This is a genomic window from Variovorax sp. GW821-FHT10C12, from assembly GCF_059415405.1.
Genome location: NZ_JBWKNE010000001.1, coordinates 1,614,111 through 1,632,986 on the forward strand (window position 1 = coordinate 1,614,111; position 18,876 = coordinate 1,632,986).

Sequence of the window (18,876 nt, forward strand, 5' to 3'; positions counted from 1 at the left end):
TTGTTTGTGGGGCACCCGCAATGGGTTTGCCTGTGCCTTGCGGACATCGGGCATGCCGTTGCCCGACCTCCTTCGCTTCAGCTGAACACGCTTTCGAGATCGACCTCTTCCGCGCTGTCGTCCAGCTTCAGGCTCTGCTCGATGTGGTCGAGGTGATGCAGCATCAGCTTCTCGGCGCGTGCGGCGTCGCCGCGGTTCACGGCGGCGACGATTTCCTCGTGCTCGTCGGCACGGCAACTGGTGGCCGTGGGCGCGTCGTACAGCGAAATGATGAGGCAGGTCAGCACCGACAGCTCGCGCATCGAGCGCGCCAGCGCCGAGTTGCCGGCCAGCTCGGCCAGCAGCACATGGAACTCGCCCGACAGCCGCACGATGGCGCGCTTGTCGTCGCGGCGGCGGGCGTCAGCCTCGAGCTCGATGTGGCGTTGCAGGCGCTGCTTCTTGGTGTCGTCGAGCGTGCGGATGAGGCGGCGCAGCACGCCGGGTTCGATGAGGCGGCGGGCTTCGAACACGTCCTGCGCCTGCTCGATGGTGGGCTTGGCGACAAAAGCACCGCGCTGCGGCACCAGCTCGACGATCTGCTCGTGCGCCAGACGGGCCAGCACCTCGCGCACCTTGGCGCGGCTGGTCGCGAAGATCGTGGCCAGCCGGTCTTCGCCCAGCTTCGTGCCCGGCGCGAGACGGTGTTCCAAGATGGCGGCCGAGATTTTCTCGGCGATTTCATCGACGCTGTGTTCGCGGGCGTTGGGGGCACCGGTCGTGCCGGTGGCGCCAGTCGCGCCGTTCGCGCTGGTCTTGCGGGCTGGGGCTTTGGTGGGCATCGGCGCCGATTCTATCGGCGCCCCCTCGAGGCTGCAGAGCGTCACGGGGCCCACCGCCTCAGCCTGGCGCGCGGGCGCCGTCGCGTGCCAGAAGCCGCGCCAGGGCCTCGGGCAGCCCGTGGTTCGGCTTGATCGGCGGCGGCGCGAAACTGCCCAGGCGCGCCGGCGCGGGCGCCAGCGACACGAGCGTCTGCGCATGGCACACGGCGCTCGACACGCCATCGACCACCGGCACCGGAATGCGGTCCTTGATGGAGCGCGCCAGACCCGCCAGCGGCGCGCCGGCAATGATGATCACGTCCGCGCCGTCGTCCTCGATGGCCGACATGCACAGGGCCTCCAGGCGCTGGCCGTGGTCGTCCTGCACGTGGCCGATGTCCTTGAGTGGACCGTCCAGGCTGCGGATGCTCGCCAGCCGGTCGATGAGGCCGTTGGCCTGCACGCACTCGCGGTACCACGCCGTGATGCGCCGCGAGATCGCGACGATCGAGAAGCGCTTGCCCAGCAGGCACGCGCTCATGAGCGCGGCTTCGGTGAGGCCGACCACGGGGATGTCAAGCGCCTCGCGCAGGCCGTCGATGCCGGGGTCGCCGAAGGCCGCGACCACGATGGCGTCGTGCCTCGTGTGGTGCTCGGCCGCGAGCGTGGCGGCGGCGTAGGCGCCGATCAGCGATTCGAAGCGGGTCTCGATGTAGGCCACGCCGAAGGGCGCCGTGAGCACCTCGATGTGCGTGTCGCTCGCGGCTGCGCGCCGGGCCTCGGCCGCGATCAGGTCGGAGACGCTTTGCGAGGTGTTGGGGTTGATGAGCAGCAGGTTCATGGCGATGGCTCCAGGTTCAGGCGGGTCGGCGGCTGGGCAGCAAGGTGGGCTCGCCCCGGCGCAGGAATTCTCCGCGTCCGGCGCGCGGATGGAAGCGTTCGCCGTCCCACACGACCTCGCCGCGCGCCAGCGTCAGTGCCGGCCAGGCCTTCACCTCAATGCCCTCGTAGGGCGTGTAGTCGACGTCGTGGTGCAGGTCGGCGTTGCGGATGGCGCGCGGCGTGGTGCCCCAGACCACGAGGTCGGCATCGGCACCGACGGCGATCGTGCCCTTGCGCGGGTGCAGCCCGTAGGCCTTGGCGGGGTTGGTGGACGTCAGCTCGACGAACTTGTTGATGGTGATGCGCCCGTCGAGCACGCCGTGCGAAAACAGGAGCGGCAGCCGCGTCTCGATGCCGGGAATGCCGTTCGGGATGTGGCGGAACGCCACCTCTTCGCCGCCGGGCTTCTTGCCCTCGGGTGCGTCGTAGCGGAACGGCGCATGGTCCGACGAGAAGATCGTGAACAGCCCGTCGGACAGCCCGTTCCAGATCACCTGCTGGTTCTCGCGGTTGCGCGGCGGCGGGCTGCAGACGCAGCGCGCACCCTGGTAGCTGTCGTCGATGCCCAGGTCTTCGGCGGTCAGGAACAGGTACTGCGGACAGGTTTCGGCGAACACGCTCAGGCCGTGCGCGCGCGCCCAGCGGATCTGCTCGACGGCTTCGCGCCCCGACACGTGCACGATCATGATCGGCACGTCGACCAGCTCCGACAGCGCGATCGCGCGGTGCGTCGCCTCGCGCTCGACCAGCATCGGCCGCGAATGCGCGTGAAAGCGCGGCGCGGTGCGCCCGCTGGCTTCGAGCCGCTTGGTCAGCCACTCGATGCAGTCGGCGTTCTCGGCGTGGATCATGGCCATCGCGCCCTGCTCTCTCGCCACCGACAGCACGTCGAGGATCTGCCCGTCGTCCAGCTTCAGATCGTCGTAGGTCATGTAGATCTTGAACGAGGTGTAGCCCTCGGCGATGAGCTGCGGCAGCTCGTGCTTGAGCACTTCCTCGGTCGGGTCGCTCACGATCAGGTGGAAGGCGTGGTCGACGTGGGCGCGGCCCTCGGCGCGCTGGTGGTAGTCCTGCACGGCGGCGCGCAGCGACTGGCCCTTCTGCTGCGCGGCGAACGGGATCACGGTGGTGGTGCCGCCGCAGGCCGCGGCGCGGGTGCCGGAGCCGAAGTCGTCGGCCATGCGCACGGGCGGCTCCATCGGCTGGTCGAGGTGGCAGTGGGCGTCGACGCCGCCCGGCGTCACGTAGCGGCCAGCGGCGTCGATCTCCTGCCGGCCGGGCGGCAGGCCGAGGCCGAGCTGCACGATGCGGCCGCCGGCAATGCCGATGTCCGAATCGAAGGTGTCGCTGGCGGTGGCAACGCGGGCGTTGCGCACCACGAGATCGAGGTCGCGGAAGGTCATGGTCTTTCTTTGCTTTTCTGTCTGAGTCGGGGATGGTGGCGAGCGCTCAGGCGTTCGCGTCGAACAGCCGGCCCCAGCCCTTCACGGCGCCCGGTGCGACACCGACCGTCTTCAGCGCGCGCCAGACCACGGTGGCCACCGAGTCGTAGATCGGGATGCCGAGCTCGCGCTCCATTTCCTCGACCAGCTGCGCGCCGCTCAGGTTGGTGCACATGATGGTGATGGCGTCGGGGCGCTGCTGCGCCACCTCGCGCAGCATGCGGCGCAGCGTGTCGGGCTCGACCTCGCTGAACGAGAAGTTCACCGTGAGGTCCAGGTGGCGCTCGGCCACGCAGTCGATGCCGATGCCCGCGTAGTTGGCGACGATGCGCCGCTGCACGTCCTCGACGTACGGCGACACCAGCCCCAGCGTGCGCGCGCCCTGCGCGGCCAGCAGTTCGTTGAGCGCCAGCACCGAGGTGGTCGCCGGGATGCCGGTGGCCTCGGTGATGCGCGCGCACAGCGCCTGGTCCTTCTCGAAGCCGAGCCAGCTGGCCGAGGTGCCGCTCCAGCAGATGGTGTCGACGCGCGCGTCGGCCAGCAGCCGCGCGGCCTCGAGGATCTTGCTGTCGTCGAACTGGTTCAGCGATGCATCGCGCATCGAGATCTCGGTGACGGTGAAGCGCGAGAAATGCGCCGAGACGCCGGGCACGGCCGCGACCATCGCGCTGGTCAGCGGTTCGAGCGCCGTGTTCGAGGACGGCGTGAGCACGCCGATGAGTTTGCGAGGGGTCATGGGATGGAAGTCGGGGTGGGTGGCATCAGACCGGCAGCTTCTTGCTGTAGTCGATCAGCATCGTCGAGCAGACGAAGAGGCCCGCACCGGCGGCAGTGAACAACATGAGCGCCATGAAGTACGAGCCCGTGGCCTGCACGATCAGGCCGACCACGATCGGCACGCCGATGCCCGCCACGTTGCCGCCGAGGTTCATCGTGCCGCCCAGGAAGCCGACCCGGGCACGCGTGCCGAGGATCGAGGGCACGCACCAGAACAGGCCGCACCAGCGCAGAAAGAACAGCGTGACCGACAGCAGCACGACCACGGCGACCGGGTCCGTGATCCGCGTCACCATGAAGATGGCGATGGTCGCGATGATCGACGAGATGCCGAACAGCGTGCGCAGCACCTTGCTTTGCGACGCGCCGGCCGCCATCCATTTGTCGGCCAGCCAGCCGCCGAACATTTCGCCGACGAAGCCCGAGAAGAACATGATGAACACCGCGCCGCCCATCTGCTTGATGTCGAAGCCGTGCACCTTCGACAGGTAGTTGGGCATCCAGGTGAGCAGGCCGTAGAACAGCGCGTTGAAGCACATCCAGCCGAAGAACATGCCCCACACCGAGCGGTAGCGGAAGAAGTCGAGCACGCGGCCGCTCGCATTGGCCGATTCCTTGGCGGCATCGGCGGCGTGGCTGGCCTCGATGTAGCGCGCCTCGGCCTCGTTCACGTCGGGATGCTGGCGTGGATGGTTGCGGATGTAGCGCCAGGCGAAGTAGCCGGCGATGACGGTGCCGACGCCGGCGATCACGAAGGCCAGGCGCCACGAGCCGAGCACGGCGATCAACGCCGAGATCAGGATCGCGCCCAGCGCCGCGCCCAGGGGCGCACCGCCGTCGAGCAAGGTGGCGCCGCGCCCGCGTTCGGTCTGCGTCATCCAGATGCCGTTGAGCTTGCCGCCCGCGGGATAGATCGGCGCTTCGGCCGCGCCCAGGCCCAGCCGCGTCAGCAGCAAGGGAACCCAGCCCGTGCACAAGGCGGCGATGGCCTGGAAGAAGCCCCAGCCCACGGTGGCGCCGGCAATGACGACGCGCGGACCGTAGCGGTCGGCCAGCATGCCGCCCGGAATCTGCATCAGCGCATAGGTCCAGAAGAAGGAGCTGAGCAGCAGGCCCTGCACGGCCGGGCCGATGTCGAATTCCTTGGCGATCAACGGCATGGCCACCGAGAGCGAGGCCCGGTCGATGTAGTTGATCGAGATCAGGAACAACATCATCAGGAAGATCTTCCAGCGCACCTTGGTGGGCTGGAGGGCGGCGTCGGGCGCTGCGGCGGTCGCCTTGGCGCCGTCCGTCATGGTGTTTTGCATCGGTTTGTCTCCTTGCAGTGGCACGGATGCCAGCTTGCAAGGAAACGACCCGGCACGCTGGCGAACTTTGCAGTCGCGGGTCGGGCTGGTCCGGGCCAGTGCACCACCGAGGCTGTGGAGCGGAATTTAGACTTTGTCGAAATCAACGTCAACATCAATGTTGACAATATTGTTGACGATAATGGCAAACACCTAGGCCGCCGCCCCTTCCCGGGGGATCACGCGGCGTCGACGGCCGGTGTTTGCGCAAAGTACGCCATCGCCGCCAGCACCCCGCTGCCGGCCACCGGCACGCCCGCCAGCTTGAAACCCATCTCGATGCCGGTCAATGCGGCCATCAGCGTCAGGTCGTTGCAGTCGCCCAGGTGCCCGATGCGGAACATGCGGCCCCGCAGCTTGCCCAGCCCCGCGCCCAGCGAGAGGTCGAAGCGCTGATGGATGAGGCGGCGCAGTGCGTCGGCATCGACGCCCTGCGGCGTGATGACGCCGGTCAGCACGGGCGAATGCACGCGCGCGTCGGCGCACTGCGTCGGCAGGCCCCAGGCCTGCACGGCGGCGCGCACACCCTGGCCCCAGCGCTGGTGGCGCGCGAAGATCACGGGCAGGCCCTGCTCGAGCACCATGTCCAGCGCCTCGCTGAGGCCGTACAGCAGGTTCGTGCTCGGCGTGTAGGGCCAGTAGCCGCCCTGGTTCATCTCGATGATCTCGTCCCAGGCCCAGAAGGCCTTGGGCAGGCGCGCCGTCTTCGCCACCTCGAGCGCCTTGGGCGACACGGCGTTGAAGCTGATGCCCGGCGGCAGCATGAGGCCCTTCTGCGAACCGCTGACGGTGACGTCCACGCCCCATTCGTCGTGCCGGTAGTCGGCGCTCGCCAGGCCCGAGATGGTGTCGACCATCAGCAGCGCCGGATGGCCCGCCGCATCGATCGCGCGGCGCACCGCGGCGATGTCGGAGGTGACGCCGGTCGAGGTCTCGTTGTGCACCACGCACACGGCCTTGATGTGGTGCGTGGTGTCCTGGCGCAGGCGCTGCTCGATCAGGTCGGCCTGCACGCCGTGGCGCCAGCTGCGCGGCAGGCCGGTCTCGTCGGTGCCTTCGAGCGCGAGGAACTCGGGCTCCAGGCCGAGCCGGCGCGCCATCTTCTGCCACAGCGTCGCGAAGTGGCCGGTCTCGAACATCAGCACGTGGTCGCCAGGGCTCATCACGTTGACCAGCGCCGCCTCCCAGGCGCCGGTGCCCGACGCGGGATAGACGACGACCGGGTGCCGGGTCTGGAACACCTGCTGCAGCCCGCCGATGACCTTCTTGCCCAGCGTGGCGAACTCGGGCCCGCGGTGGTCGATGGTCGGCAGGCTGATGGCCCGCAGGATGCGGTCGGGCACCAGGCTGGGGCCCGGGATCTGCAGGAAGTGGCGGCCGCTGGGGTGGTTGTCGAGCGCGATCATGGGGGTTGTCTCCGTTCTGGATGGGTTGTGGAAAGGGCTAGAGCTGCACCGACGCGTGGCCGATGCCCGGGAATTCGGCGGTGACGAGGTCGCCCTCGCCCGCTTCGAGAATGCCGACCCAGGTGCCGGTCGTGACCACGGTGCCGGCCGCGACGGTCTCGCCGTGGCGCGTGGCATGGCGCAGCCACGCGGGCAGCAGCCAGGCGGGGTCGCCGAGCGAATGCGTGCCGCGGCGCACCACGCTCGCCCGCGCGCCGATGCGCACCTCGCAGGCCTGCGCGGCCCAGTCGCGTGCCACGAACGGCACCCACTCGCCGAGCACCAGCGCGCCGTGCGATTGCAGGTCGGCCAGCTTGCACAGCGCGGGCGCGTCGAGGGCTTCCTGCCAGCGGGAATCGACGATCTCGATCGAGACCGTCATGGCGCCGACCAGGGCGCGTGCGCTGTCGACGTCGAGCGTCGCCGCAAACACAGGATCGACGTCGCGCCCGATGCGCAGCGCGATCTCGGCCTCGATGCCCCGCAGGTGAAACGGCCAGTCGCCGGCCGAGGCCGGGCTGGTCCATACGCCGCGCGGCGGCAGCGGCGCATGCGTCAGCACGGCATCGCGCGACGGGCCGCCGGCCTTCCAGTACCGGGGCGGCGCCGCACCGAACCAGCCGAGCGCCTGCGCCACCTGCTGCTGCACGGCGTAAGCCTCGTCGGCCTGCGCGAGCCCTCCGGCCACGTCGGCCGCCGGGCTCGCGACGTGCGCGCCGCGCGCACGCACCAGCGCCTGCGCGACCGCGTCGATCGTTGAATGGGACATATCGGGTTCCTCCAGTGATCCCAGGAAAGAAATCAGAAGCGCGCGTGCAACGGCGCGAGCCCCTTCACTTCCGCCCGCACGGCCGTACCCTGCGAGGCGAACAACATGCCGGTGCACGAACCGGTCGTCACGACCTGCCCGGCCCGCAGGCCCTGGCCCCGCGCCGCACCTTCGTTGGCCAGCCACACGAGCAGCGCGCCGACGTCGGGGTGCGTGTGCTCCCCGTGCGCGACCGCGCCGGCCAGCACGTCGTTGCAGCGCGCGCCGCCGTCTTCGGCGATCTCCAGCACGAGCTGGTCAGCGGCAATGCCAGCGCGTTCGGCCTGTTCGGCCACGCCCTGCGCCCAGTGCACCGAAGCCGCGACCGACGCCGGCACGCGCACGCGCACGCGCACGCCCAGGCGCAGGCCGTGGTCCTTGTGCATGTAGCCGAGCAGTTCGAAAGCGCAGTCGAGCATGCGTTGCACCAGCGCCTCGTGCAGGCCGGCCTGCGCGATGGCGGGCAGGAAGTCGGCCGCGGGCAGCCAGGTGTCGTCGGGCCGGTACCAGCCCGGCTGCAGTTCGGCGCCGCGCAGCACGCCGGTGCGCGCGCAATGCCGCGGCTGGAAGTGGGCAGCGATCTGGCGCGTGGCCAGCGCCTCGCGCAGGACCGCGGCCGTGACCGCCGGTGCGCCGTTCGCGGGCGGCGCACTGCCGCGCCGCAGCCCGGCCCTGTGGCGCCGTCCGCGCGTCATGGCCTGCGCCGCCGACGCCATCGTGACCATGGTGCGCGGCTTGGCGATGGCCGAAAGCACACGCGCGCCACGGGCCCGGGCATAGTCTTCTGCGGCCTGCAGGATGCGCGGCGGCTGGGCGCTCATGAGCACCAGCACCGCGGGGCTGCCGGCCTCGACCACCGCGTCGATCATCTGCAGGCCCGTGACTTCGGGCGTGTCGATGTCCACCACCAGCAGGTCGTGGCGGCGGCGCTGCACCGCTTCGACAAAGCCATGGCCGCTGCGCGTGACGTCCACGCGGGGAATGCCGGCGTGGCGCATGAAGGTGGCCAGCGCGAAGCCGGTGCGTTCGACCTGGTCGATCACGAGTGCGTGTCTGATCATGGCGGGAGGCCCGGTAGGAAGAGATGCCTTGCATCTTCCCGGGCACGGCCCCGTTCCCCCATCGGCCCTGTCCGAATCTCGCGGGCCTCGGGCTAGGACTGCGCGCCAATCTGCGTTGCGCCAGAACAACTGTTGTCCCGGCCTGCACATCGCGAGGCGCTCACTGGGAGATGTGACCGGAAGGGCCGGACAAGGCTGTGGCGACGCCCATTGCTGCACGGTTTGCGTGCGTCCGTCTCCTTTCTCCTACGCGGAGCCTGCGCGCGCCACGCTACGCTATTGGTTCACACATCAAAACCGCGGCATGGCCCTCATCACGTTCCTCGTCGAGGACAACAAGACCATCAGGGACAACCTGGTCCCGGCCCTCGAGGACCTCGTCAACGGCCATGTCGTCGGTTTCGCCGAAACCGAGTCGGGCGCGCTCGCCTGGCTGGCCGCCCACCCCGATGCCTGGCAGTTGCTCATCGTCGACCTGTTCCTCAAGGAAGGCTCGGGCCTGGGCGTGCTCTCGGGCTGCCGCCGGCGCCGCGCGGACCAGCGGGTCGTGGTGCTGAGCAACTACGTCACCTCGGACATCCGCACACGCTGCCAGGCGCTGGGCGCCGACGCCGTGTTCGACAAGTCGCGCGACCTCGACGCCTTCATCGAGTACTGCAACACCGACCGCCCTTCGGGCTTTGCCACCCTCTGACGCCAAGCGCGCACCACGCGCCGCGTGCACCACCCATCCATGAATGACAAAAGGGCCCGAAGGCCCTCTTGTCATCAAGCGGTCCGATGAAGGACCGTTGGCTGCAATGCGATCAGCGCACCACGGCGATCTGCGTACGCACGCCACCCTTGTAGGTGAAGAGCGTCAGGGCGCCGTTCTTGATGTCGCCCTTTTCGTCGAAGGCGATCGGGCCGGTCACGCCCTTGTATTGCACCTTGCCGACTTCAGGCAGGTACTTTTCCGGGTCGGACGAGCCGGCCTTGGCCATGGCTTCGGCCAGCACGTTGACCGCGTCGTACACGTACGGTGCGTAGATCTGCACTTCGACGCCGTTCTTGGTCTTGAACTTGGCCTTGAAGTCTTCCAGCGGCTGTTTGAAGTCGCCGTCGACACCGCCGGCTTCGGCGCAGACCACCATGTCTTCACCGATGGCGTCGCCTGCCAGCTTCGGCAGTTCGCCGGTGCACAGGCCGTCGCCGCCCATGAACTTGACGTTCAGGCCGAGTTGCTTGACCTGCTTGAGCATCGGGCCGCCCACCGCGTCCATGCCGCCGAAGAACAGCACGTCGGGCTTGGCAGCCTTCAGCTTGGTCAGGATGGCGTTGAAGTCGGTCGACTTGTCGGTCGTGAACTCGTGGCCCACGATGGTCGCGCCGGCAGCCTTGGCAGCCTTCTCGAACTCTTCGGCAACGCCCTGGCCGTAGGCCGTGCGGTCGTCGATCACGGCAATGTTCTTGCCCTTGAGCGTTTCGACGGCGTACTTGCCCAGCGTGCCGCCCAGCTGCGTGTCGTCGGCCACCACGCGGAACGTGGTCTTGAAGCCCTGGCGGGTGTACTTGGGGTTGGTGGCCGACGGCGAGACCTGCGGAATGCCGGCGTCGCTGTACAGCTTGGAAGCGGGGATCGTGGTGCCCGAGTTCAGGTGACCGACGATGCCGTTGACCTTTTCATCGACCAGCTTCTGGGCGACGGCGGTGCCTTGCTTCGGATCGCCAGCGTCGTCTTCGGGAACCAGCACGAACTTGGCAACCTTGTCACCGATCTTGAAGCCCTTGGCATTCAGGTCTTCGATGGCCATCTTGGCACCGAGCTCGTTGTCCTTGCCGAGGTGGGCAATGGGACCGCTGGTCGGGCCGACGTGGCCGATCTTGACGACCAGGGCATCAGCCGGAGGCGCAGCAGGGGCCGGAGCCGCAGCCGTGGGTGCCGGTGCCGCCGGAGCAGCAGCTTCTTCCTTCTTGCCGCAAGCCACGAGCGTGAGTGCAGCCAGTGCGACCGCAGTCCATTTCAATTGCATGAGAACCTCCAGAACTTGGATGAAAAGATATAAAAACCGGTCGTTCGATCCGGGCGTTCAGACCTCGCAAGTTTCGCGCCGCAGACCAGCGGCACCCTCACGCCATTCCGACCTGCGGCGCAGTTTAGCCGAGGATTTATGCGCCGGAAGTTGGCGTAGACCCTGTGTTTTCCCCTGTGTTTTCACAGAGTTCAGCGGCCATGGATTCGATGACGAGCGCACGCAGCACGGCCTCGATTTCGCCGCGCAGACGCGGCACCATTTCGTCGAGCTGATGCTGAACGGCAGCTGACACGGCGTCGCTCAATCGCTCTTCCAGCGACAGGTCGACGCGCTGCAGCACGCGGTGCAGCAATTGCTCTTCGAGGCTGACGATTTCAGCCGGCGTGAGCGGCACCGAAGGCGGCAACGCCACGGCGCTCGCGAGGTCGGGCGGCGGGGGCTGCGACACCGGTGCCCCCGTGGGTCGCACCGTCTCGGCGACCGGCACGGGCTCGGCCGGAATCTCGAGCACGGTCGTCAGCGTCGGGACGAACCGGGGCGGCGTGCGCAGCGTGCTGGCCATCAGGAAGCGCTCCTTGCGAAATCGTGCGGCTGGATCGTGTAGCCCCGGTCGGCGTAGTGGCGCCAGCGGGTGCGGCCGACCTGCCGGTCGTTGGCCTCGTCGCTCACGATGTCGATCATGCGTTCGAAGCGTTCGAAGCCGGCCGGCACCTCCAGGCCCAGGTTGACCAGCATCTCGCGGTGCGGCAGCGAGGCCGCGTCCGAACCTTCGGCGCACAGGATGACGGGCGAGCGCGCCACCACATGGGCCGGCGCATCGGCGCGGCAGTGCGCGACAAAGTCGACCGGCGACAGCTGCCAGAGCGCGGCATCGACCGTGTCGAGCGCGCGCGCATCGCCCACCACCACCACGCGCAGGCCGCGTGTGTTCACGGCCTTGCGAACCAGCCGGCAAGCGTAGGTGAGCTTGTCGGGCGCGTTGTAGTGAAAGCCGATGTCGGTCACTGCGCGGACCGGGCCTTTCGGGCCGGCTTGGCCGGGGCCTTGGGCGCAGCGGCCTTCTTTGCAGGCTTGGCGGCCTTCTCGGCCTTGGGTGCGGCAGCGTTGCCGCCTGCGCGGTTCGTCAGGTACGACACCAGCAGGCCGACGGGCCGACCGGTCGAGCCCTTGGCCGCCCCGCTCTTCCAGGCCGTGCCTGCGATGTCCAAGTGAGCCCAGGCGTAGTCGGCCGTGAAGCGCTGCAGGAACTTGGCCGCGGTGATCGCGCCGCCGGCACGCCCGGCGATGTTGGCCACGTCGGCGAAGTTGCTCTTGAGGCCTTCGGCGTAGTCGTCGTCCAGCGGCAGGCGCCAGCAGCGGTCTTGCGAAGCCTCGCCGGCCGATTCGAGCGCGGAGGCCAGCGACTCGTCGCTGGCGAACAGGCCGCTGCGCACGCCGCCCAAAGCCACCACGCAGGCGCCTGTGAGCGTCGCGATGTCGATGACGGCAGCCGGGTCGAAGCGCTTGGCATACGTGAGCGCGTCGCACAGGATCAGCCGGCCTTCGGCGTCGGTGTTCAGGATCTCGATGGTCTGCCCGCTCATGCTGGTGACCACGTCGCCGGGCTTGACGGCCTTGCCGTCGTTCATGTTCTCGCACGAGGGAATCAGGCCGACCACGTTGATCGCCGGCTGGATCGCGCCGAGCGCGCGGAAGGTGCCGAGCACGCTGGCGGCGCCGCACATGTCGAACTTCATCTCGTCCATCTCGGCCGCGGGCTTGAGCGAGACGCCGCCGGTGTCGAAGGTGATGCCCTTGCCCACGAGCACCACGGGCGCCTCGTCCTTGGCGCCGCCCTGGTAGCGCAGCACGATGAAGCGCAGCGGTTCGGCCGAGCCCTGGGCCACGGCGGCGAACGCGCCCATGCCGAGCTTCTCGACCTCCTTCGGGCCCAGCACTTCGCACTTGATGCGCGGCAGCTTCGCCAGCCCCTTGGCGGCTTCGGCCAGCAGCGTGGGCGTGGCGTGGTTGGCAGGACGGTTGCCCCACTCCTTGGCCAGCTCGATGCCGGCGACCGTGGCGCGGGCGTCGTCGAACGCCTTGCTGACGGCGGGGCTGGCGGCCTCGGACACGCCCAGCGTCAGGTGGCGGATGCTGCGCGGCTCGGCCTTCGACTTGGTCGTGGTGTAGACATAGCTGGCATCGGCCGCGGCCGTGACGGCGGCGGCCACCGCGGCGGCGTCGGCCGGCTGCGCGAAGACGATCACGACGCGCTTCGGGCCATTGGCCTTGGCTGCGGCCACTGCCGCGCTCACGGCGCTGCGCACCGAAGCGGCCTTGCCGTCGCCGATGGCGGCCAGCAGCACGCGCGACGGCACCACGGCCTCGGGGCGGTACAGCGCGAGCAGCTTGCCGGCCTTGTCGGGCAGGTCGCCGGCCTTGCGGGCGCTGGCGGCGAGCACGGAAACGGGGTCTTTGGCGGTGGGGAGAGCGCTGCCGACGAGCACGATGAGGAGGTCGGATTTCTCGGCGGCGGCCTGGGCGACGGTGAGGGTCTTGAGTTGAAAGTCCATAATCCTTTTTTTCCTCGAACGATGTTATTCCATTCTTCCCTACGCAAGGAGCTGTCGCGCAGCTTCGGAGCGACCCTCGTCGTCCTGGTCACCATCGTGATGACCATGATGCTCATCCGTACGCTCGGGCTGGCGTCCAAGGGCAGCGTGAACCCTCAGGAGGTGTTCCTCGTGATGGCGTACACGGTGCTCGGCTACATGCCGACCATCCTGAGCCTGAGCCTGTTCATCGCCATCGTCGGCACGCTCTCGCGCATGTACCGCGACAGCGAAATGGTGATCTGGTTCTCCAGCGGACGCGGCCTGGCCGATTTCGTCCAGCCGCTGTTCCGCTTCGCCTGGCCGGTGCTGCTGCTCATCGCGGTCATGGCGCTGGTGGGCTGGCCCTGGGCCAACTCGCAGACCATCGGCATGCGCCAGCAGTACGAGCAGCGCAGCGACATCGAGCGCGTGACGCCCGGTGAGTTCCGCGAGTCCTCGGGCCGGCTGCGCGTGTTCTTCATCGACAAGGACACGCCCGACGGCGCCACCGCCACCAACGTGTTCATCTGGGCCGTCGAGCGCGGCCTGCAGATCACCACCTCGGCGCGCAGCGGGCGCATCGAGGATGTCGGTACGCAGCGCTACCTGATGCTGAGCAACGGCCAGCGCCTCGAGCGCCCCCTCTTCACGGAGTCGGGCCTGAAGATCAGCGAGTTCAAGACCTACGGCACGCGCGCTGGCGACAGTGCTGCGACCACCACCGACAACACGCCCACGCGCGCCCGCTCCACCCTGTCGCTGCTGCGCGAACGCAGCGACGCCAACTCGGGCGAGCTCGGATGGCGCTTCGGCATGCTGCTGGCTGCCATCAACTTTGTGCTGCTGGCGCTGACCGTGTCGAGCGTCAATCCGCGAGTGGGACGCAGCGGCAACCTAGTGTTTGCGCTGTTCGCCTTCGTCGTCTATTACAACCTGCTGAACCTCGGCCAGAGCTGGGTCAGTTCCGGACGCTACGGCATGGGCTCGTTCATGTTGCTGCTGCACGGCGGCGTCTTCGTGTTCGCCACGGCCTGGCTCACGCTGCGCAACAACAACTGGACTCGCCGCAGCAAGACCCCGCGCGTGATCGCCGGTGGCCCGCCGACCGCCCCGCCTTCCAAGATCGAGCCCACCGCGTGAAAACCATCCGCCAACTGATCTACGTCGAGGCGCTGAAGGCCGTGGCCTTCGTGACGCTCGGCTTCTTGAGCCTGTTTTTCTTCTTCGACTTCGTCGACGAGTTGCAGTCCGTGGGCAAGCCTGAAAGTCTGGCCTACGGGCCGGTGCAGGCGCTGATGTACGTGCTGCTGCTGGTGCCCAGCCACCTTTACGAGCTGCTGCCGATCACGGTGCTGATCGGCTGCATCTTCGTGATGGCGCGACTGGCACAAAGCTCCGAGTACACCATCCTGCGCACCAGCGGCCTCGGCCCGTGGCGCGCGCTGCGCACGCTGCTGCTGCTGGGGCTGGGTTTCGTGGTGCTCACCTTCGCCATCGGCGACTACATCGCGCCGCTGTCGGGGCGCACCGGGCAGCTGCTCAAGTCGCGCTACCAAGGCACGTTCTCGCTGGTGGGAAACACCGGCGCCTGGCTGAAGGAAAAGCGTGGCGACACCTCCTATGCGGTCAACGTGCTGTCGATCTCGCGCGGTGGCTCGCTCACAACCACCCGTATCTTCGAATTCGACGCCGACGGCTATGTGAGCAAGCAGCTGGTGGCCCGGTCGGCGCGCATCGTCGACGACAAATGGACGCTCTCCGACGTCGAGCAGCAGGACTACCAGACCCGCAACACCGAGAAGGCCCAGATCGTCACCACCCAGATCGAGAAGATGGACTGGCCCACCTCGCTCACCGCCGAAATGGTGTCGGTCGCGCTGCTGCGGCCCGACCGCATGAGCACCATCGACCTGTTCGACTACATCCGGCACCTGAACGCCAACGGCCAGACCGCGCAGCGCTACGAGATCGAGTTCTGGCGCAAGGTGTTCTATCCGCTGTCGTGCCTGGTGATGGTGGTGCTCGCCCTGCCCTTCGCCTACCTGCACTTCCGCCAGGCCGGCATCACGACCTACGTGTTCGGCGGCGTGATGATCGGCATCAGTTTCTTCCTGCTGAACAACGTGTTCGGCTACCTCGGCAACCTGAGCAACTGGTCGCCCTGGCTCACGGCGGCGGCGCCGGGAATGATCTATTCGGTGCTGTCGCTGACCGCCTTCAGCTGGCTGGTCCTGAGGCGATGACCGCGCAGGTGCCGGGCACGGTGCTGCTCGCGCACGGCTCGCGCGACGCGCGCTGGCGCGAGCCCATCGAGGCGGTCGCCGCCCGCATGCGCGAAGACGACCCCACGGTGCGCGTCAGCTGCGCCTACATGGAACTGGCCACGCCCGACCTGCCGGCCGCCGCCGCCGCGCTGATTGCCGACGGCGCCACCGCGGTGCACGTGGTGCCGCTGTTCCTGGGCATGGGCAAGCACGCCCGCGAAGACCTGCCGCTGCAGCTGGACGCCCTGCGCCAGCGCTGGCCCGACGTGGCGTTCTCGCTCGCCCCGATCGTGGGCGAATCCCCCGAACTGGTCGCTTTGCTGGCCCGGATTGCCATCGAATCCTGAAGTCCCGGTCATTTTTATAGACTTCAAAGGCATAATGAATTCCGCAATCAGACGGAATTTGATATGAATCTGCACCAGTTCAAGTTTGTTCAGGAAGCCGTGCGGCGCAACCTGAACCTCACCGAGGCGGCCAAGGCGCTCCACACCTCGCAGCCCGGCGTCTCCAAGGCGATCATCGAACTCGAGGAAGAGCTCGGCGTCGAGATCTTCGCCCGCCACGGCAAGCGCCTGAAGCGCATCACCGAACCCGGCCAGCACGTCATCGCCAGCATCGAACTCATCATGCGCGAGGTCGGCAACTTGAAGCGCATCGGCGAACAGTTCAGCGCACAAGACAGCGGCACCCTCTCCATCGCCACCACCCACACGCAGGCGCGCTATGTGCTGCCGGTGCCCGTGGCCAACCTGCGCGAGGCCTACCCGAAGGTCAACGTCAGCCTGCACCAGGGCTCGCCCGACCAGGTGGCGCGCATGGTGATCGACGAGATCGCCGAGATCGGCATTGCTACCGAATCGCTCGACGGCTACGCCGAGCTGGTCACGCTGCCCTGCTACGAATGGCAGCACGTGCTGGTGCTGCCCAAGGACCACCCGCTGGCGGCCAAGGAGCGCGTGTCGCTCGAAGACTTGGCGCTCGAACCCATCATCACGTACCACCCGTCGTTCACCGGCCGCACGCGCATCGACCATGCGTTTGCGCAGAAGAAGCTCACGCCGCGCATCGCGCTCGAGGCCATCGACTCCGACGTGATCAAGACTTATGTGCGCCTGGGCCTGGGCGTCGGCATCGTGGCCGAGATGGCCGTGCGCGACGAGTCGAACGCCGACCTCGTGGTGCGCCCGATGGGCCACGTGTTCGGCCAGAACATCGCGCGTGTCGCCTTCAAGCGCAGCGCCTACCTGCGCAACTTCGTCTTCAAATTCGCCGAGCTGCTGTCCGACCGCCTCGACCGCAACCTGATCGCGAAGGCGCTCAGCGGCCATCAACAAGACTACGAACTCTGATCCTCTGCATCTTTCCCCGCGACGACCGACCATGAGCACCGCCACCCCCTCGTCTTCTCCCCGCACGCCCGAGATCACCACCAAGCTGCCGGCTGTCGGCACCACCATCTTCACCGTGATGTCCACGCTCGCGGCCGAGAAGAACGCCGTGAACCTCGGCCAGGGCTTCCCCGATTTCCACTGCGATCCGAAGCTGCTCGAAGACGTGACCGCCGCCATGGCGGCCGGCCACAACCAGTACCCGCCGATGCCGGGCATTCCGTCGCTGCGCGATGCCATCGCCGCCAAGATCGAGGCGCTCTACGGCCGCAGCTACAGCGCCGCAACCGAGATCACGGTCACGGCCGGCGCCACGCAGGCCATCATCACGGCCATCCTGGCCATCGTGCGCCCCGGCGACGAAGTGATCGTGCTGGAGCCCTGCTACGACAGCTACGTCCCCAACATCGACCTGGCCGGCGGCAAGGTCGTGCGCGTGCCGCTCGTGCCGGGCACCTTCCGCCCCGACTTCGACAAGATCGCCGCCGCGCTCACGCCGAAGACGCGCGCGATCATCATCAACACGCCGCACAACCCGAGCGCCACGGTCTGGACCGAGGCCGAGATGCGACAGCTCGAAGACCTGCTCGCGCCCACCGACGTGTTCGTGATCAGCGACGAGGTCTACGAGCACATGGTGTTCGACGACGCGCGCCATGAAAGCGTGGCGCGCTTCCCCGGCCTGGCGGCGCGCAGCTTCATCGTCAGCAGCTTCGGCAAGACCTACCACGTCACCGGCTGGAAGGTCGGCTTCGTGGCCGCGCCCGCGCCGCTGATGGCCGAGTTCCGCAAGGTGCACCAGTTCAACGTGTTCACGGTGAACACGCCGATGCAGCACGCACTCGCGCACTACATGGCGCGGCCCGAGCCCTACTTGGAGCTGCCGGCCTTCTACCAGCGCAAGCGCGACCTGTTCGCGGCCGGCCTGGCCGAGAAGACCCGCTTCAAGCTGCTGCGCAGCGAGGGCAGCTACTTCCAGTGCGTGGACATCTCGGCCGTGAGCGACCTGTCGGAGGCCGATTTCTGCCTCTGGCTCACGCGCGAGATCGGGGTGGCGGCGATCCCGCTGTCAGCGTTCTACGGCGACGGCTTCGACCAGCGCGTGGTGCGCTTCTGCTTCGCCAAGAAGGACGAGACGCTGCTCGCCGCGCTCGACCGCCTCGCGAAGCTCTGACGTCGGCGGCCGCTATCCAGGCACCGCGATGACGATGAACCGGCCGCGCTGGATCCTGCTGGCCCTGGCCCTGTCGTTCCTCGTGGTGGGCATCGCCGACGCGTTCCTGCCGCCGCTGCGCGGCAAGGACTACACCGTGCTGGACGTGGTGCATGTGTTCCTCATCTCGGCCCTGTGCTACACGTGGTGCCGGGCCGACGGCCTCGCGCGCGGCGTGCCGGCGCCCGGCCGCTCTGCGCTGCTCGCGGGCGTGTTTCCGCTGCTGGGCATCCCGGTCTATTTCTTCCGCACGCGGCCCTGGCGACGGGCGCTGCTGGCCACGTTGGGGGCCGCGGGCTTCCTGGTGTCGAGCCTGGTGCTGGCTGCGGTCGGCACCTTGTCGGTCGAGTGGATGCGCCACTGAAAGCCGTCCGAATGAACCCCACCCGCCTCATCACGCGCATCTTCACGCTCGTCGGCGCGCTCATGCTCCTCGGCGGCTGGTTGCTCTACCAGAACACCACGAAGTTCATCGCATCGGCCGGCAAGGCACAGGGCGAGGTGATCGCGCTGCAGTCCGCGGGAAGTTCGAGCCGCAGCAACTCGCCGACGTGGCGCCCGCTGGTGCGCTTCACGTTGCCCTCGGGCGCGATCGTCGAGTTCTCGCCCTCGAGCAGCAGCAACCCGCCGGCCTACGACAAGGGCGAAATCGTGGGCGTGTTCTTCAACCCCGCGAACCCGCAGGACGCCCGGCTCGACGGCTTCTTCGACCTGTGGGGCGGTGCCGCCATCGTCGGCGGTCTGGGCGCCATCTTCCTGGCGGTGGGCGTGGCCGTGCACTTCCTGCTGGCAGGCGCACCGGTAAAGCGCCGACGCCCACGGTAGGACAGCCCTGACCGCCTCAGGGGCGGCTCTC

20 protein-coding genes are annotated in these 18,876 nt (G+C 68.2%); 8 read left to right on the forward strand and 12 right to left on the reverse strand.

The genetic code is table 11. From position 1 onward, the window contains the following. Window positions 1-77: 77 nt before the first annotated feature. The 8 genes from AC07OH_RS07680 to AC07OH_RS07715 all read right to left on the reverse strand — a co-directional run bounded on the left by AC07OH_RS07680 (window position 78) and on the right by AC07OH_RS07715 (window position 8,564). A complete protein-coding gene (locus tag AC07OH_RS07680; protein WP_495300183.1) occupies window positions 78-821 on the reverse strand; it encodes a GntR family transcriptional regulator in 744 nt (247 codons plus the stop codon). 58 nt (window positions 822-879) lie between these two features. Continuing rightward, window positions 880-1,641: an aspartate/glutamate racemase family protein gene (locus tag AC07OH_RS07685; RefSeq protein WP_159271731.1), complete on the reverse strand. Its 762-nt coding sequence runs from the start codon at window positions 1,639-1,641 to the stop codon at window positions 880-882. A 16-nt stretch (window positions 1,642-1,657) separates the two neighbouring features. Continuing rightward, a complete protein-coding gene (hydA, locus tag AC07OH_RS07690) occupies window positions 1,658-3,085 on the reverse strand; it encodes a dihydropyrimidinase (RefSeq protein WP_307588420.1) in 1,428 nt (475 codons plus the stop codon). A 46-nt stretch (window positions 3,086-3,131) separates the two neighbouring features. Next, on the reverse strand, window positions 3,132-3,860 hold the full coding sequence (locus AC07OH_RS07695; RefSeq protein ID WP_307588422.1) for a maleate cis-trans isomerase family protein: 729 nt from the start codon (window positions 3,858-3,860) through the stop codon (window positions 3,132-3,134). A 25-nt stretch (window positions 3,861-3,885) separates the two neighbouring features. Then, window positions 3,886-5,211, reverse strand: a complete 1,326-nt coding sequence (locus AC07OH_RS07700) for an MFS transporter (RefSeq protein ID WP_492676984.1) — start codon at window positions 5,209-5,211, stop codon at window positions 3,886-3,888. Between the two features lie 218 nt (window positions 5,212-5,429). Next, a complete protein-coding gene (locus AC07OH_RS07705; RefSeq protein ID WP_495300184.1) occupies window positions 5,430-6,656 on the reverse strand; it encodes a pyridoxal-phosphate-dependent aminotransferase family protein in 1,227 nt (408 codons plus the stop codon). 37 nt (window positions 6,657-6,693) lie between these two features. Then, window positions 6,694-7,464: a fumarylacetoacetate hydrolase family protein gene (locus AC07OH_RS07710; RefSeq protein ID WP_495300185.1), complete on the reverse strand. Its 771-nt coding sequence runs from the start codon at window positions 7,462-7,464 to the stop codon at window positions 6,694-6,696. Between the two features lie 32 nt (window positions 7,465-7,496). Next, window positions 7,497-8,564, reverse strand: coding sequence for an EAL domain-containing protein (locus AC07OH_RS07715; protein WP_495300186.1), 1,068 nt, complete (start codon window positions 8,562-8,564; stop codon window positions 7,497-7,499). A gap of 304 nt (window positions 8,565-8,868) precedes the next feature. Between AC07OH_RS07715 and AC07OH_RS07720 the strand changes: the two genes are divergently transcribed. After that, window positions 8,869-9,258: a response regulator gene (locus tag AC07OH_RS07720; RefSeq protein WP_495300187.1), complete on the forward strand. Its 390-nt coding sequence runs from the start codon at window positions 8,869-8,871 to the stop codon at window positions 9,256-9,258. A 112-nt stretch (window positions 9,259-9,370) separates the two neighbouring features. On the opposite strand, the gene AC07OH_RS07725 is transcribed toward AC07OH_RS07720, so the two are convergent. The 4 genes from AC07OH_RS07725 to AC07OH_RS07740 form a co-directional block, all read right to left on the reverse strand. Beyond that, window positions 9,371-10,576 (reverse strand): branched-chain amino acid ABC transporter substrate-binding protein, encoded by a 1,206-nt coding sequence (locus tag AC07OH_RS07725; RefSeq protein ID WP_369628966.1) that lies wholly within the window; start codon window positions 10,574-10,576, stop codon window positions 9,371-9,373. A gap of 136 nt (window positions 10,577-10,712) precedes the next feature. Next, entirely contained in the window at window positions 10,713-11,141 is a 429-nt protein-coding gene (locus AC07OH_RS07730; protein ID WP_495300188.1) for a hypothetical protein, read from the reverse strand. Further along, a complete protein-coding gene (locus AC07OH_RS07735; RefSeq protein ID WP_095948627.1) occupies window positions 11,141-11,584 on the reverse strand; it encodes a DNA polymerase III subunit chi in 444 nt (147 codons plus the stop codon). Before AC07OH_RS07735 ends, AC07OH_RS07730 begins: the two co-directional genes overlap by 1 nt. Beyond that, window positions 11,581-13,131, reverse strand: coding sequence for a leucyl aminopeptidase (locus AC07OH_RS07740; protein WP_495300189.1), 1,551 nt, complete (start codon window positions 13,129-13,131; stop codon window positions 11,581-11,583). The genes AC07OH_RS07735 and AC07OH_RS07740 overlap by 4 nt, the downstream gene beginning before the upstream one ends. 21 nt (window positions 13,132-13,152) lie before the next feature. Between AC07OH_RS07740 and lptF the strand changes: the two genes are divergently transcribed. The 7 genes from lptF to AC07OH_RS07775 all read left to right on the forward strand — a co-directional run bounded on the left by lptF (window position 13,153) and on the right by AC07OH_RS07775 (window position 18,845). Continuing rightward, window positions 13,153-14,292 (forward strand): LPS export ABC transporter permease LptF, encoded by a 1,140-nt coding sequence (lptF, locus tag AC07OH_RS07745; protein WP_495300190.1) that lies wholly within the window; start codon window positions 13,153-13,155, stop codon window positions 14,290-14,292. Continuing rightward, window positions 14,289-15,395: an LPS export ABC transporter permease LptG gene (lptG, locus tag AC07OH_RS07750; protein WP_495300191.1), complete on the forward strand. Its 1,107-nt coding sequence runs from the start codon at window positions 14,289-14,291 to the stop codon at window positions 15,393-15,395. Before lptF ends, lptG begins: the two co-directional genes overlap by 4 nt. Continuing rightward, a complete protein-coding gene (locus AC07OH_RS07755; protein ID WP_495300192.1) occupies window positions 15,392-15,763 on the forward strand; it encodes a sirohydrochlorin chelatase in 372 nt (123 codons plus the stop codon). The genes lptG and AC07OH_RS07755 overlap by 4 nt, the downstream gene beginning before the upstream one ends. A gap of 63 nt (window positions 15,764-15,826) precedes the next feature. Then, entirely contained in the window at window positions 15,827-16,768 is a 942-nt protein-coding gene (locus tag AC07OH_RS07760; protein WP_056580504.1) for a CysB family HTH-type transcriptional regulator, read from the forward strand. Window positions 16,769-16,799: 31 nt separating this feature from the next. Continuing rightward, on the forward strand, window positions 16,800-17,981 hold the full coding sequence (locus AC07OH_RS07765) for a pyridoxal phosphate-dependent aminotransferase (RefSeq protein ID WP_495300193.1): 1,182 nt from the start codon (window positions 16,800-16,802) through the stop codon (window positions 17,979-17,981). 28 nt (window positions 17,982-18,009) lie between these two features. Then, entirely contained in the window at window positions 18,010-18,384 is a 375-nt protein-coding gene (locus AC07OH_RS07770) for a rard protein (protein ID WP_495300194.1), read from the forward strand. A gap of 11 nt (window positions 18,385-18,395) precedes the next feature. Further along, on the forward strand, window positions 18,396-18,845 hold the full coding sequence (locus AC07OH_RS07775; protein WP_495300195.1) for a DUF3592 domain-containing protein: 450 nt from the start codon (window positions 18,396-18,398) through the stop codon (window positions 18,843-18,845). The last annotated feature ends 31 nt before the right edge of the window (window positions 18,846-18,876 follow it).

Bases quoted from the DNA above. Each gene is read 5' to 3' on its own strand.
- AC07OH_RS07680 (WP_495300183.1), bottom strand. From the start codon at position 821: ATGCCCACCAAAGCCCCAGCCCGCAAGACCAGCGCGAACGGCGCGACT.
- AC07OH_RS07685 (WP_159271731.1), bottom strand. From the start codon at position 1,641: ATGAACCTGCTGCTCATCAACCCCAACACCTCGCAAAGCGTCTCCGAC.
- hydA (WP_307588420.1), bottom strand. From the start codon at position 3,085: ATGACCTTCCGCGACCTCGATCTCGTGGTGCGCAACGCCCGCGTTGCC.
- AC07OH_RS07695 (WP_307588422.1), bottom strand. From the start codon at position 3,860: ATGACCCCTCGCAAACTCATCGGCGTGCTCACGCCGTCCTCGAACACG.
- AC07OH_RS07700 (WP_492676984.1), bottom strand. From the start codon at position 5,211: ATGCAAAACACCATGACGGACGGCGCCAAGGCGACCGCCGCAGCGCCC.
- AC07OH_RS07705 (WP_495300184.1), bottom strand. From the start codon at position 6,656: ATGATCGCGCTCGACAACCACCCCAGCGGCCGCCACTTCCTGCAGATC.
- AC07OH_RS07710 (WP_495300185.1), bottom strand. From the start codon at position 7,464: ATGTCCCATTCAACGATCGACGCGGTCGCGCAGGCGCTGGTGCGTGCG.
- AC07OH_RS07715 (WP_495300186.1), bottom strand. From the start codon at position 8,564: ATGATCAGACACGCACTCGTGATCGACCAGGTCGAACGCACCGGCTTC.
- AC07OH_RS07720 (WP_495300187.1), top strand. From the start codon at position 8,869: ATGGCCCTCATCACGTTCCTCGTCGAGGACAACAAGACCATCAGGGAC.
- AC07OH_RS07725 (WP_369628966.1), bottom strand. From the start codon at position 10,576: ATGCAATTGAAATGGACTGCGGTCGCACTGGCTGCACTCACGCTCGTG.
- AC07OH_RS07730 (WP_495300188.1), bottom strand. From the start codon at position 11,141: ATGGCCAGCACGCTGCGCACGCCGCCCCGGTTCGTCCCGACGCTGACG.
- AC07OH_RS07740 (WP_495300189.1), bottom strand. From the start codon at position 13,131: ATGGACTTTCAACTCAAGACCCTCACCGTCGCCCAGGCCGCCGCCGAG.
- lptF (WP_495300190.1), top strand. From the start codon at position 13,153: ATGTTATTCCATTCTTCCCTACGCAAGGAGCTGTCGCGCAGCTTCGGA.
- AC07OH_RS07755 (WP_495300192.1), top strand. From the start codon at position 15,392: ATGACCGCGCAGGTGCCGGGCACGGTGCTGCTCGCGCACGGCTCGCGC.
- AC07OH_RS07760 (WP_056580504.1), top strand. From the start codon at position 15,827: ATGAATCTGCACCAGTTCAAGTTTGTTCAGGAAGCCGTGCGGCGCAAC.
- AC07OH_RS07765 (WP_495300193.1), top strand. From the start codon at position 16,800: ATGAGCACCGCCACCCCCTCGTCTTCTCCCCGCACGCCCGAGATCACC.
- AC07OH_RS07770 (WP_495300194.1), top strand. From the start codon at position 18,010: ATGACGATGAACCGGCCGCGCTGGATCCTGCTGGCCCTGGCCCTGTCG.
- AC07OH_RS07775 (WP_495300195.1), top strand. From the start codon at position 18,396: ATGAACCCCACCCGCCTCATCACGCGCATCTTCACGCTCGTCGGCGCG.